Annotated in this window: 13 protein-coding genes and 1 pseudogene; 5 read left to right on the forward strand and 9 right to left on the reverse strand. The window is 69.8% G+C overall.

What is annotated here, in order from left to right; genetic code table 11:
* Window positions 1-64 precede the first annotated feature (64 nt).
* Genes NBY69_RS14360 through NBY69_RS14370 form a run of 3 tightly spaced genes read right to left on the reverse strand, consistent with a single transcriptional unit; the run spans window position 65 to window position 3,753 of the window.
* Window positions 65-2,446 carry a hypothetical protein gene (locus NBY69_RS14360; protein ID WP_250301256.1) on the reverse strand — a complete coding sequence of 794 codons (2,382 nt, stop codon included), beginning with the start codon at window positions 2,444-2,446 and terminating at the stop codon, window positions 65-67.
* Window positions 2,382-3,494, reverse strand: a complete 1,113-nt coding sequence (locus tag NBY69_RS14365; RefSeq protein ID WP_250301257.1) for a patatin-like phospholipase family protein — start codon at window positions 3,492-3,494, stop codon at window positions 2,382-2,384. The genes NBY69_RS14360 and NBY69_RS14365 overlap by 65 nt, the downstream gene beginning before the upstream one ends.
* The gene (locus NBY69_RS14370; RefSeq protein WP_250301258.1) at window positions 3,481-3,753 is read right to left on the reverse strand and encodes a PT domain-containing protein; all 273 of its coding nucleotides are present in this window, start codon (window positions 3,751-3,753) and stop codon (window positions 3,481-3,483) included. The genes NBY69_RS14365 and NBY69_RS14370 overlap by 14 nt, the downstream gene beginning before the upstream one ends.
* A 6-nt stretch (window positions 3,754-3,759) precedes the next feature.
* On the opposite strand from NBY69_RS14370, the gene NBY69_RS14375 reads away from it, so the two are divergent.
* On the forward strand, window positions 3,760-4,506 hold the full coding sequence (locus NBY69_RS14375) for a nucleotidyltransferase domain-containing protein (RefSeq protein ID WP_250301259.1): 747 nt from the start codon (window positions 3,760-3,762) through the stop codon (window positions 4,504-4,506).
* 133 nt (window positions 4,507-4,639) lie between these two features.
* Here NBY69_RS14375 and NBY69_RS14380 read toward each other — a convergent pair whose 3' ends face one another.
* Window positions 4,640-5,725 carry a DUF4037 domain-containing protein gene (locus tag NBY69_RS14380; protein WP_250301260.1) on the reverse strand — a complete coding sequence of 362 codons (1,086 nt, stop codon included), beginning with the start codon at window positions 5,723-5,725 and terminating at the stop codon, window positions 4,640-4,642.
* A 205-nt stretch (window positions 5,726-5,930) separates the two neighbouring features.
* On the reverse strand, window positions 5,931-6,104 hold the full coding sequence (locus tag NBY69_RS14385) for an ester cyclase (protein ID WP_250301261.1): 174 nt from the start codon (window positions 6,102-6,104) through the stop codon (window positions 5,931-5,933).
* On the opposite strand from NBY69_RS14385, the pseudogene NBY69_RS14390 reads away from it, so the two are divergent.
* Window positions 6,061-6,189 (forward strand): annotated as a pseudogene (locus NBY69_RS14390) (VOC family protein); the annotation flags it as partial. The gene NBY69_RS14385 and the pseudogene NBY69_RS14390 sit on opposite strands and share 44 nt — an antisense overlap.
* An 18-nt stretch (window positions 6,190-6,207) precedes the next feature.
* Here NBY69_RS14390 and NBY69_RS14395 read toward each other — a convergent pair.
* Both NBY69_RS14395 and NBY69_RS14400 read right to left on the reverse strand, forming a co-directional pair.
* Window positions 6,208-6,672, reverse strand: a complete 465-nt coding sequence (locus NBY69_RS14395) for a HEPN domain-containing protein (RefSeq protein ID WP_250301262.1) — start codon at window positions 6,670-6,672, stop codon at window positions 6,208-6,210.
* An 18-nt stretch (window positions 6,673-6,690) separates the two neighbouring features.
* Window positions 6,691-7,278, reverse strand: a complete 588-nt coding sequence (locus NBY69_RS14400) for a MarR family transcriptional regulator (RefSeq protein ID WP_250301263.1) — start codon at window positions 7,276-7,278, stop codon at window positions 6,691-6,693.
* Window positions 7,279-7,423: 145 nt separating this feature from the next.
* On the opposite strand from NBY69_RS14400, the gene NBY69_RS14405 reads away from it, so the two are divergent.
* Entirely contained in the window at window positions 7,424-8,089 is a 666-nt protein-coding gene (locus NBY69_RS14405; RefSeq protein ID WP_250301264.1) for a class I SAM-dependent methyltransferase, read from the forward strand.
* Window positions 8,090-8,220: 131 nt separating this feature from the next.
* Here the strand turns inward: NBY69_RS14405 and NBY69_RS14410 are convergent, their stop codons facing one another.
* Window positions 8,221-9,408, reverse strand: a complete 1,188-nt coding sequence (locus tag NBY69_RS14410; RefSeq protein WP_250301265.1) for a thiolase C-terminal domain-containing protein — start codon at window positions 9,406-9,408, stop codon at window positions 8,221-8,223.
* Between the two features lie 224 nt (window positions 9,409-9,632).
* Between NBY69_RS14410 and NBY69_RS14415 the strand changes: the two genes are divergently transcribed.
* Window positions 9,633-10,802 (forward strand): acyl-CoA dehydrogenase family protein, encoded by a 1,170-nt coding sequence (locus NBY69_RS14415; RefSeq protein WP_250301266.1) that lies wholly within the window; start codon window positions 9,633-9,635, stop codon window positions 10,800-10,802.
* Window positions 10,802-11,278, forward strand: coding sequence for a nitroreductase family deazaflavin-dependent oxidoreductase (locus NBY69_RS14420; protein ID WP_250301267.1), 477 nt, complete (start codon window positions 10,802-10,804; stop codon window positions 11,276-11,278). Before NBY69_RS14415 ends, NBY69_RS14420 begins: the two co-directional genes overlap by 1 nt.
* Before the next feature lie 188 nt (window positions 11,279-11,466).
* Here the strand turns inward: NBY69_RS14420 and NBY69_RS14425 are convergent, their stop codons facing one another.
* Complete coding sequence (locus NBY69_RS14425) at window positions 11,467-12,114, reverse strand: TetR family transcriptional regulator (protein ID WP_250301268.1); 648 nt, start codon at window positions 12,112-12,114, stop codon at window positions 11,467-11,469.
* Window positions 12,115-12,480: the final 366 nt, after the last annotated feature.

A 12,480-nucleotide genomic window follows, 5' to 3' on the forward strand; every position in this document is an offset into this window, starting at 1 on the left:
CGATCTCCGTACCGTCGACGGCGACACACGAGGTACGGAGAAGCCGCCCGTGCGGGACAGCGGGCTACGAGCACCGGCCGACGCGTTCGGCGGCCAGGCAGGTGCGGACGATCGCCACCCGGATCGTCGGTCCGCCGATGCCGCACTTGATCACGTAGAACAGGAAGACGTTGGTCGAGGCGACGGCGAGCGCGTACACGTAGGTGTCGTGCAGGAGTTGCAGGTAGAGAAAAGTGCCGATGGTCAGTACGGCCGTGGCGTAGAAGAGCGAGGTCGGCACCCACTGGGTGAACTGGGACAGGCCGGTGATCTTGCTGTCGTCGGAGGGGACCGTGCTGAGCCCGAGGTGTCGTGAACGGGCGATGACCGCGCGGATGTAGGCCAGGGTCAGGAAGTTCGCGAGCCAGGTCAGGCACTGCCCGATCGCGGAGTTGATCGGCCACCAGCGTGGCTCGACCAGGGTGATCGCCAGCACGAGCATGCACGGCGCGACGGCCATGATCCGCATGATCGTCTCCGTTGCCAGGGCAAGGCGGCTGAGCGCACCGGCTCTCCATCCGATCACGATGGGCGTGAGGCCGGAGAACAGCATCTGGTAGTACTTGGGCGCCGCGATCGCGTAGGAGAGCCCGACAATCCGGGCAGGCAGGTTCGCCCGCCAGTCGGGCACCCGGTAGTCGCTCGCCCGCCAGGAGTCGACGATCGGCAGGCCCGTGGGGTTGTGGCTGGCGTGCTGCACCAGGTCGACCAGTGAGTTTCCCCAGGAGAGGTTCAGGTCCCGCAGGATCCAGGTGAGGACGACGGTGTTCGTCACTGCCCAGATCAGCGCCGACAGCAGGGACCAGAAGAGCAGCCAGTTGGTGAACTGGCTGCGGTGTGCGTCCGGGCGGTCGCCCTGTCGCCTCCGCATCTGCCACAGCCGCCATTCCCGGCCCGGATCCCCGGCCAGCGGGCGCAGCAGCTTGGGCAGCGCCCGCCAACCGGCCTCGACCCGCAGAACGGTCTCGTCCCGCTCGGCGGCCTGCACCATGTCGAGCTCCGTCAGGAAGCCGCTCTTCAGCTCCGCGAAGGAGAATGCCGGCTCGGGTCCGGTCCCGGGTCCGGTGGAGAAGATGAGCAGTCTGCGCGCCGGGTCGGCATCGATCAGATCCTCGATGAAACGCGCGAGCGGCGTGGCGCGCATGTAGAAGATGTCCGGCACCACGCCGTCGGTGCCTGCTCGTCCGCTGCCGAAGAGGATCAGCAGCTGGCCGAGCGAGTAGAGGTCGGCCCGGCCGATCTCGTTGTCCCCGGCCTTCGCTTCCGGCGCGACGTAACAGGACTCGGCACCCGTCGTCCCCGTGATGGTGTGGGTGTAGAGGTAGTTCCGGCCGAGGTCGATGAGTTTGAAGGTGCCGTCGGCGTCGGACACGATGATGTTGGACGGCGAGAGGTCCGCGTGGAGGCCCTTGACCCGACTGTGCTCCGGACTGTCCTCCGCGATGCGCTGGAGCTCCTCCATCGCCTCGAAGAGCAGCAGCCCCTTTGTTCTGAGCCTGTCGAGCCGGAGCGTGGGTACCTGCCCTGCGGATGATTCCTGTTCCGACTCCTCGCGGACGACCTCGGCGAGCGTCTTGCCCTTGATGAAGTCCATCAGGATCCAGCTGTCGAAGCTGGCCCAGACGCGCACCAGGTGCTGTGAAGCGGTGCTCGAAGTGCCGTACGTCTCCGCGTACGTGCGCGTGGCATGCGCGAGGGTGCTGATCCGGGTGAACGGATAGAGGATGAGCTTGAGAGCGAATTCCGGCCGGGTTCCATGAACGGAACTCGCTGTGTTTCCGCGCAGGATCATGGACGTGGTGCCGTGCCGGTGGAACCGTAACTTCCGGTCCAGGGCCCGCCATTCGCGCTCGGCGGGATCCAGGTTCGCGTCGGCCCGTCGGCGGCCGGTGACCGGCTGCGGGCTGTAGACGGCGCTGACGGCTTCCGCGACCGCGTCCTCGGCGATGAGCACGCCGCAGATGCTGCCGCAGTCATGAGTCAGCGCCTGACCACTGCCGCCGGGGGGCGCCGAAGACTGCGGGAGCGAGCGCTGGGCCTCGGACTCCGCGAGGCCGAGCAGGGTCAGCAGGAACAGGCCGACGAACCCGAACAGCGCGTCCGGCCCCGCCTGGCGCCGCCTGCTCGGCGCGAGGTAGCCGAGGCACCAGGGGACCAGGCTCGCGAGGGTCGCCCGTCTGCTGCCGAGTCCGAACCGGCCGTCGAAGGAGACCTCGTCCAGCGATATGTCCTGGAGCAGCCGCCGCCACAACTTGAGGCGGCGGGTCCGCTGCCTAGCGGTCTCCGGCCGGCCGTCCGTGTCCAGCTCCAACAGGGTCCGCAGGGGAGCCAGACGCCGTTCGCTATACCCCGCCAGCTCGCGAAGTGCCGCTACCAGCAGATCCAGCGTCGCGCCTTGGCTCTCCATCCGCGCTCTCCACCACCATCAGTCTCGGCATGGCCCGTATGCTCCCCCGGCGAATCAGCTCGGGTGGCCTGCCTTCGGTGGCGCAGAACGCCGTCTCGTACGCCATCCGCGCGCTCTCCAGGATTTCGTGCTGGTCCAGTTCGTGGCGCTTGAGTTCGGGCATCCAGGGCAGCGGCGCCAGATCGAGGACGTACGGGGTGCCGGCCTCGGGTGCTGTGCGCATCCGGCGCAGCCATTCCTGGTCCCGGTGCTTCTGGCGGATCGCTGCCAGGTAGCCGCTGCCGAGGCCACGGCGCATGCGCTCAAGGTGCAGGTAGGTGTAGCGGTGCAGCAAGGAGAGCCCGGTACCGCTCGGACGCATCGGCCGCGTACTGAGGGACAGGATGTGCGTGCAGCCGTCGTCGACCGCCAGCCGGAACGGCAGCGCCGTGAGCACCCCTCCGTCGACGGCGCGTCGTCCGTCCGGTGTCCGCGCGGTGCCGGGAACGGCGATCGGCAGCCAGGCGGACGCGCGCAGCGCGGACTTGAGGTCCTGTGCGGAGGAGAACTCCCGCAGGACGACGGTCTCCAGGGCATCCACATCGGTGATCGGAACAGCCAGCCTTATCGGAGAGGCGATGACCGCCTCGTAGTCCAGTGGCTTGACGCGTTCCATGATGCGGTCGAAGGAGTAGCCCAGGTCCAGGATCGGGCGGCGGCGCAGAGCGCGGGAGAAGTCGACGAACTGCTTGGTCGTCAGGTCGTCGTAGTAGATCGAGAGCGGATACCAGGTCTCCCCGGCCAGGAAATAAGCTCCGTTGATTCCGCCGGAGGAGCAGCCGTACACCACGTCGAAGGCGTTCTTGAAGCCGTAGTCCTCAAGTTGGGACAGCATCGCCGCCGACACCACCCCGCGCATGCCGCCGCCCTCGACGGCCAGGGCGACGGTCGCACCGTCGTCGCGCTGCCCCGGTAAGCTCCCGGAATCCCGCCGGGCACGCAGGATCTCCAGAACAGGATGCTCCGGATCCCAGTATTCGAGCGTGCTCTTGGCATCACCGGTCTGCATGGTTCCCCCGCAGGATCAGGTCCTTGGACTCCCGCCACCGCACATCAGCACTCTGGCAGAAACGGCTTCCACCGGCCACGGATTCCCCGAAAATCAGTTCGCAGTAGGGAAATCCGCGAACGAGCGGGAGGTGCCGCCCGGGTACCGCCTCGCCGGTCCCTTCGGTGCGCTGGTCGGTGCGCTGGTCGATGGGCTGGTCGGTGGGCTGGTCGGTGGGCTGGAAATCCCACTCGCCGTCGATCAAGGTTTCTGGAACCATTCCGACATGCACACCGACCCCGTTGACCAGGCACGACGTGTCGCCCGCGACCGTTTCCCCGATGCACTCGCAGTGATCCTCGCCGGTTCGACGGCTGCCGGACGGGCCACCGCCGGCAGCGACTTGGACATCGTGGTTCTGGTCGAGGACGGTGCCGAGGCATGCCGGGAGACCATCCGGTTCGAGGGGCGCGTCGTGGAATTCTTCGTCCAGACCCGTGCGAGCCTCGCTTACTTCTTCGCTTCGGACGTCGCCGCACTTCGCCCGGTCATGCAGACCATGTGCGCCGCCGGTCTCGTCCTGGTCGATACGGATGGTGAGGCCGGGCGTGCCCGCGCCCTGGCCGAGGCGGACCTCAGGAACGGCCCTCCGGCACTGGACCCGCAGGCGGTGGAAACCCAGAGGTACCTGCTGACCGACGCACTGGACGACCTCACCGACGCGACCGACCGCATCGAGCGCCTGGCGGTGGCCGGGTACGTCCTCAACGCTGCGGCCGAACTGCTCTGCGGCTACCACCGCGCCTGGACCGGCAGCGGAAAGTGGCTGCCGCGCCGTGTGCTGGAGGCGGACGAACCGCGTGGGGGCGCCCTGTTGGACGGTCACTTGCACCTGTGCGAGTCGGGCGACCCCGCGCGCCTCATCGACGCGGCGTCGGAGATCCTCGCCCTGGTCGGTGGTCCGCTCCGCGAGGGGTATCGCCGGGTCTGGCACGGCGACACCGAGCCGGTGGGCGCGGCGGTCGGGGGCTGACCGGAGGTCGCGACGCCTCTGACGACGACCTTCGCGGAGCAGCCTCCGGCCTGGCTCACGCCACGGTGTACTCGGCGTCGCCGAAGTCGGCGACCACGCGGAGACGCCCGCCGAGTGCCTGGACGTACGTGGTTTACGTGTCGAGCGTGGGCGCGGCCGGTACTGGTCCCGTGGCGTACTGCCTGCGCCGATCGGCGAGGCTGCGGTCGGTCACATCGGTGCTGTCGATGTACTGGTCGATCGCCCCGACAGGCGGCAGCGCCCTGACCCGGGGGTCGTTGACCGTGGCCATCAGGGCATCGGTGAAGCGGTAGCCGTCGATGACCAGGAACGGCCGGGTGTGGAAGTAGCGGGGTTCTGTCTCCAGCGGTTCGGTCAGGCCCAGGTCGTTGTGCATACCTGCGGCGATCTCGTAGGCCGGGGCCAGATGCCGCTCGCGTTCCTGCCAACTGCGCGCCGCCAGCGCGGCGGAGAGGAGCGGCTTGAGCGTCGCAGCGCACGGAAGTTCGGAGAACGCGGTGCCCAGCCATTTGCTGTAGGGCGGATAGACCCGGTTCATCAGCAGACAGAGCTTCATCAGGTCGCGTACCTGTCGGGCGGCCACCACTGCGGAACCCAGGTCGTCACCGACCTCACCGCAGCGCCCGACGAACGGTTCCTCCTGTGACAGGCGCATCCACTGAGAGGCCAGGACGTAGCGCCAGATGTCGTCCGGATACCAGGCGAGTTCCTTGCGGTAGGAATCCAGCAGGCCGAGCCCGTCGTGGAAGACCGTGCCCCCGGTCAGCTCGCGCAGGACCTGCGTCGGCGTCGTCAGCCAGCCGGACGGCGACAGGCCGGCGGCCGGGTCCTCGCCGAGCTGCTCGGTGAAGAAGGCCTGAAGGTCGTTGACGTGCACCCAGTGCCGGGCCGGTGCGTTGTCGGGAAAGGGGAAGCGGACCGGGTATCCGCGGAACGTCTGCGGCAGCTCGCGGTCCAGCTGGGCATCGAGTGCGTCCGCGTGCGTACGGAAGTCGTCGCTGCTGAGGAACACCTGCATCCTGGGGCCCCAGGCGTGGTCGGTGGAGCGCGCGGTGTCGAAACCCTGCACTTCGGAGCCCCAGCCGAGCAGCGCTGCCGAATACGGCACCCCGCCCAGCGCCGTGCTCAGGATGGGGGCGACGACCTCGGTGTGAAACAGCCGCGCCAGCTCAAGACCGGGCAGGAAGACACGTGTCATGGCCGCCACCCTGACAGAAGCGTGCGACCCGCAGCCAACCGATATCGAGCGCGTTTGTGACGCTCCAGTGGGCGACCGGGCTGCCGCGCTTCAGGCTGGTCTCGTTGTCAACAGGGCGGAAGCCGAATTCCGGCCCTCGATCCACGCCCACGGGAAGCCGTTCTCGCGCGCTGGCTGGCCGTGGCGTGAGGCACCGGCCCAGCTGTCAGGTACGGAGAGCGGCGACCAGCGCAGGCAGTTGATCCAGTTCGCGGTAGGTGCCGAGGCTGTCCATGTAGTCGCGGGCTTGGACGATCCGGCCGTCCCGTACCTGGAGGATCAGAAGCCCGGTTGCCGAGAAGGTACGGGCCTCGGGCGCCGAGGTGCTGCAGGAGCCCATGGACCAGCCCTGGGGCCCACGCGACTGCGCGTTCCGGGACCCCTCGGGCAACATGGTGCGCATCTCGCAGGCGCCGAAGGGGTAGCGCGGCGGGCCGTCGGCATCAGTAGGGGCGCATCCGGTCGAGTACCCGCGCCCCGAGCTTGACGATCTGCTCGGCCTTGGGAAGGTCGTTCTCGACGTCCTCTGCCGTGATCTCGGGTGTGTCACGGTCCGGGTACTCGGCCCCGTTCCGCCGACGCCGCATGCGGTCGAAGGGGCGCAGGATCTTGCCCAGCGGCGGCTCGAACTGTGCCAGAGCCGCGTCGCGGATGGCGAGGTGCCCGCCTCTGCTCGTGGCCCTGAGCCCCTGGTTCTCCAGGGTGGCCGACAGCGCTTTACGCGCGGCGTCGTAGACGAGTTGGTAGGCCCCCACCGCATCGTTGGCTGCCGCTGCGCGCGCCGTTTCGAGGTGTCTGACCGCCTGCGCCATGAGGCGGTCCGCCTGCTCGCGGCTGGCCGCGACCTTCTGCAGTTCACCCTTGCTCAGCATGGCGTCGATTTCCGAACGCCCTTGTTCCCACCGCATGTCGGACCCTCCCCGGTCTCACTCCTCGGGGAGAACGAGCGGGACCATGGGCTGGGTACGCACGGTCTCCAGAAAGGGGCCGCCGTCCGTCTCGGCCCAGCTGCGGCGGGACACGCGGTGGATGTTCACCTCACGGCCCAGCCGGGATTCCGCGGACCGCGCGGCGTCGTCCAGGTCGTCTTCGTCGGCGGTGCCGATCACGAGGACGTCGATGTCGCGGGGGACCGGCCCCGGTACGCCTTCGTGGCGTGCGGCCCACGAGCCGTAGATGTACGCCTCGGCCACCCCGGCCACCTCTGCGAGCAGTTCTCCGAGTACGGGCAGCGGGCCGAAGGTGGCGGCCAGCAGATCCGTCAGTGGGCGGGAGACCACCGTGTCGGTGGCAGCCCGCACGAGCCGCATGTTGCCGTACCTGCGCTCCTTGATCAGCCCGGCCGCGCCCAGACGGTCGGCCTCGCGGCTGACCGTGGCCACGGACACCTGCAGCTGGGCGGCCAGTTCGGAGAGGGAGTACTCCTGCTCCGGGTGGAGGTAGAGCAGAGCGAGCAGCTCGCCCTGTGTCTGCGAGCGCAGTAGAGGCAGGAGCAGCGACACCGGCGTTTGCATAAGATGAAGCTTAGCTTGCATGTTATGCAAACGCCCGGAAGGCCTTCCGGCCGAGAACGCCGTGTGGCTTCAGCTGCGCCATGCCCCCGGTACCTGGTGGATCCCCCTCAGGGCTCTGTCAGTGCTCGCGTCTAGGTTCATGGGCGTGACTGAACCCACCTACCTCACCGCGGTCCGCGAGTCGTACGACACCGTCGCCGCCGACTACGTGGCGCGCGTCAAGAATCCCGCCGAGCTCGATCCCGTGTCGCGCGCGATGCTGGCCGCGTTCGCCGAACTCGTGCGGACCGCCGGCCGGGGGCCGGTCGCGGATCTGGGCTGCGGTCCGGGGAAGGTGACTGCGCACCTGGCGGGGCTGGGGGTGACGGCCTTCGGTGTCGACGTGTCACCGAGGATGGTCGAGCTGGCCCGGGAGGCCTACCCGGAACTGCGGTTCGCCGTGGGCTCGATGACCGCGCTGGAGCTGGAGGACGACGGACTCGGCGGCATTCTCGCCTACTACTCCACTCACCACACGCCGCCGGAACTGCTGCCGGTGGTGTTCGCCGAGTTCCACCGCACCCTGGTGCCCGGTGGCCATCTGATGCTCGCCGGCCATGTGGGCAACGACGAGGTCCGGCGGCCCGTGCAGGCCTACGGCGGTCATCCGGTGTCCTACGAGTCCCACCTGCTGCCACCGGCCCGGATCGCCGACCTGCTGGGCCGGGCCGGACTCGCCGTCAGCGCGCAGCTGGTGGAGGCGCCGGAAGAGGGGGCGACGCGGACGTACGCCACCTTCATGGCCCGCAAACCGGAGTCCGTGGCCGGTTGACGGGATCCCTGGCCCGGCGGGGGCCGGAATCCGCGGGCCTTTGAACGGAGGCCGGAATCCGGGGCCCTCTGGCCGGGGGTCGGCCCCCGTAGCCCGCCGACCGGCGTCCGCCTTCCGGCCGCCGCGCAGGGTCACCCCCGCCCCAGTACCACCGTCCCCGACGAGCAGAACCAGCCGCCCGTGCCCGACGCCACCGCGATCTCCGGGAGGCGTCCGCCCGACTTCAGGACCTGGCGGCCCTCGCCCGCCTCGCCGCGGAGCTGGCGTACCGCCTCCACCAGGAGGAACAGCCCGCGCATCCCCGGATGGCAGGCCGAGAGGCCGCCGCCGTCCGTGTTCACCGGGAGGTCGCCGTCGCGCAGCAGGCGGCCCTTCTCGACGAACGCGCCGCCCTCGCCCTTCGCGCAGAAGCCCAGGTCCTCCAGCGTCACCAGCGTCATATAGGTGAACGCGTCGTAGATCTCCGCGAGGTCCACGTCCGCCGGGCGTACCCCCGCGCGTTCGAAGGCCAGCCGACCGCTCACCGCCGCCGGGGAGACCGTGAAGTCGTCCCACTCGGACATCGTGGTGTGCGAGACGTGTTCGCCCGTGCCCAGCACCCACACCGGGGCCTTCGCGCAGTCCGCCACGTACTCCTCGGCGACCAGCAGGACCGCGCAGCCGCCGTCGCTCCTGATGCAGCAGTGCAGCTTGGTGAACGGGTCCGCGATCATCGGGCCCGCCAGGACCTCGTCCACGGTGATCGGGGTGCGGTACATCGCGTCCGGGTTGTGGGCCGCGTTGGCCCGTGCCTGGACGGCCACCGATGCCAGCTGCTCCAGGGTGGTGCCGTACTCGTGCATGTGGCGGCGGGCGGCCATCGCGTACTTGGCGATGAGCGAGTGGCCGTGGGGCACCTCGAACTGGAGCGGGCCGCGCGCGCCGAACGAGAGGTTGGACGTGCGGCGCTTGGCCTTGATGTCGGCGCGGGCGGTCGAACCGTAGACGAGCAGAACCGCGTTGGCGTGGCCCGCGGCGATCGCGTCGGCCGCGTGGGCCGCCATGACCTCCCAGGTGGAGCCGCCGACAGCGGTGGAGTCCACCCAGGTGGGTTTCAGGCCCAGGTACTCGGCGACCTCCACCGGGGCGAGGGTGCCGAGGCCCGCCGAGCCGAAGCCGTCGATCAGGTCGCGGCTCAGTCCCGAGTCGGCGAGCGCGCGGCGCGCGGCCTGGGCGTGCAGGGCGTAGGGGGTGGCGTCGTCGACCTTGCCGCAGTCCGACAGGGAGACACCGGCGACGGCAACTCGGCGCCGTGGCAGGGCAGATATGACAGAGGACATGAATCTGACGGTACATCAGATTTGGTGGGTGGTGCCGGTCCCGCGGGATCCGTGTACCGGCCGCCTCGTGAATCCCGCCACCGGCCGCCCGGCGCATCTCGCGGACCGGCCGCCTGGCACATCTCCTGCACCGGCTGCCTGGCGCATCTCGTGTACGGACCCTGTGCATCTGGGACGGCGCGCTCTAGTATGACGCGCCGTCAGATCAGGAGAGGGGCCCGCCCATGGATGCCGCCTTCACCGCGGAGCAGGACGAGATCCGTCGTACCCTGCGCGAACTGCTCACCAAGCGATGCGGTCCGGACGAAGTCAAGGCCGCGGCGGCCACCGCTGCCGGGTACGACCGGGAACTCTGGGGGGCCCTCGCCGAGCAGCTGGGGCTGCCCGGCCTCGCGATCCCCGCGGAGTACGGGGGAGTGGGGTGCGGCACCGCCGAACTCGTGCTCGCCTGCGAGGAGACCGGGCGGGCGCTGCTGCCGTCCCCGCTGTTCGCGACCGCCGCGCTCGCCGCGCCGCTGATCGCCGCACTCGGTACGGAGGAACAGCGCGCCGACCTGCTGCCCCGGCTGGCCTGCGGGGAGCTGACCGCCACCCTGGCCGCACCGCTGGGGGCCGCGCTCGGACTGGTCGGTGCCAACACGGGCGACTGGGCGGGCGGCGGCCGGGCCGGTGGCGTACAGGCGCGGCCCGTGTCCGGCGCGTGGCGGCTGTACGGGCAGGCCGAGCAGGTCATCGACGGCCACAGCGCGGGGCTGCTGCTCGTGGCCGCGCACACCGGGGGGTTCGCCCGGAGCCGGACGCTGCTCTTCCTCGTACGGCCGGACGCCGCCGGGGTGTCCCGCGTACGGCAGACCGCCCTGGACGCGACCCGGCCGCAGGCCAGAATCGAACTTCGGGACGCAGAGGCGGAGTTGCTCGGCGGGAGTGACGAGGCCGATGTGCCGGGGGCGTTGGCACGCACCGGGTGCGTGGCGGCGGCCGTCCTGGCCGCCGAGGCGGTCGGCGCGGCGGACCGGGCGCTGGCGCGGACCGTGGAGTACGTCCAGCAGCGCGAGCAGTTCGGGCGGGCGATCGGTTCGTTCCAGGCGGTGAAGCACCGGCTGGCGGGGCTGTACGTCCAGGTGCAGGCGGCCAGGTCGGCCGCGTACTACGCCTCCTGGGACCCCACGGCGGGCGGGCTGGCGCTGGCACAGGGGCTGGAGGCGCTGCGCAGCGCGGCCTCCGAGGCGATCCAGCTGCACGGCGGGATCGGCTTCACCTGGGAGCACGAGGTGCAGCTGTACTTCAAGCGCGCGGCGTCCGACGAGCTGCTGTTCGGGCCGGTGCACGGGCTGCGCGCGCACGCGGCGGAGAGTGCGGGGCTGTTCACCGGCCCAGAGGCGGTCGCGGTCTGATGCTGCCGGGAAAACGACTGGTCCAGAAAGTCTCGTCCACGCGGACGTTCGCGAAGTTCGCGCCGCACGTCGTGCCGGTCATGGACCGCACGGTGCACCGGCTGACCCGCGGAAAGGTGCTGCTCAGCGCCCAGATGCTGCCGGGGGTGATCCTGACGGCGACGGGTGCGAAGTCGGGGCAGCCGCGGGTGACGCCGCTGGCGTGCATGCCGGAGACGGCCACCGGTACGTGGATCCTCGTCGGGTCGAACTTCGGGCGTCCCGGGCATCCCGCGTGGACGGCGAACCTGCTGGCGCACCCGGAGGCCGAGGTGAACTGGAAGGGGCAGGACATCAAGGTCACAGCGCGGTTGCTGCAGGGGGAGGAGCGGCTGCGGGTGTGGGACCGGGCGCTGGTGTTCTGGCCGCCGTACGCCGCGTACCAGGAGCGGGTGGACCGCGAGATCCGGCTGTTCAGGCTGGAGCGCCGCGGCTGAACGGGGGCTGCGGGGTGCCTTTGCGCTGCGGGGTGTCTCCGTGCCGCGGGGTGTCTCCCGGCAGGTACCCGCGGGGTGTCTCCGTGCCGTGGGTGTGGTGCCTCCCGGCAGGAACACCGACGGCGGACCACCTCGGTGGTCCGCCGTCGGCGCGACAGGACGAAGGACGTGGTGCCGTCCCGAGGCCGTTACTTGGTCGGCTTCTTGCCCGTGATGCCCAGATGGACCAACATGGCGAGGTTCGGGCGGAGTTCGGCCTGTTTGACGCCCCAGGTCTGGAACCCCTTCTGGTGCGCGGCCACCGCGGCGAGCATCGCGACCAGGGAGCCCGCCATCGCGGCCGGGCTGACGTCCTTGTCGACCTTGCCCTTGGCCTGGAGCTCCTTGACCGAGTCGGTGAGGGAGTTGGTGACGGAGTTCAGGATCTTCATGCGGATCTTGTAGAACCGCTTGTCGCCCTCCGCCGCACCGAGGTCCACGACCCGGAGGATCGCGTCGTGGCGCCGCCAGAAGTCGAGGAATCCCTCGACGAGTTCTTCGGCGGTCTGCCACCCGGCCTTGCCGACCCAGGAACGGCCGGAGACCAGCTCGGTCAACCCGGCGCCCTCCTTGGCCATTTCCTCCGCGATCTCCAGGACCGCGCCCTCGACGTCGGGGAAGTACTGGTAGAAGGTCGCGGGCGAAGTCCCCGCCTTCCGGGCCACGTCGATGACTTTGACGTCCCGGTACGGCGAGGAGCTGAGCATCTCGCTGAGGCAGTCGAGCAGCTTCTGCCGCGTCGCCTGGCCTCGTCGTCCGGCCACGCGGCCGTCGACGGTGCGTACTTGTCCTGTCATGCCGTCAGCTTACCGAGGGGTGATCGGAGCGCGATTCGGCCGACTGCAAATGGGGTTCGGGCTGGTATTGGGGCGGCTCGTGAGAGCGGCATTGTTATCAACAGCCTGTGGACAACTTCAGTGGACAACTTTGCGAGGGGTGGTTTTCCGAGGGGGCGATGTCCGGGTAATGGGGCAAATGTTCGAATCTGATGGCTGTGGGTAACCGGTAGAAGCTGTGTGGCGATGGTGTGACGGGGGTCACCGTACCCGGGGCTCCGGGCCTGTTCGGCGCTGCTCGGCCCCGTTCGGCGCGTGAGGGCGTCCGGTACGGGCCGGTGCGCCGCCTGTCGGCCCCGGCGTACGCCGCGTCGTGTCCGGATCGCG

Source organism: Streptomyces sp. A 4/2 (assembly GCF_940670765.1).
GTDB lineage: Bacteria > Actinomycetota > Actinomycetes > Streptomycetales > Streptomycetaceae > Streptomyces.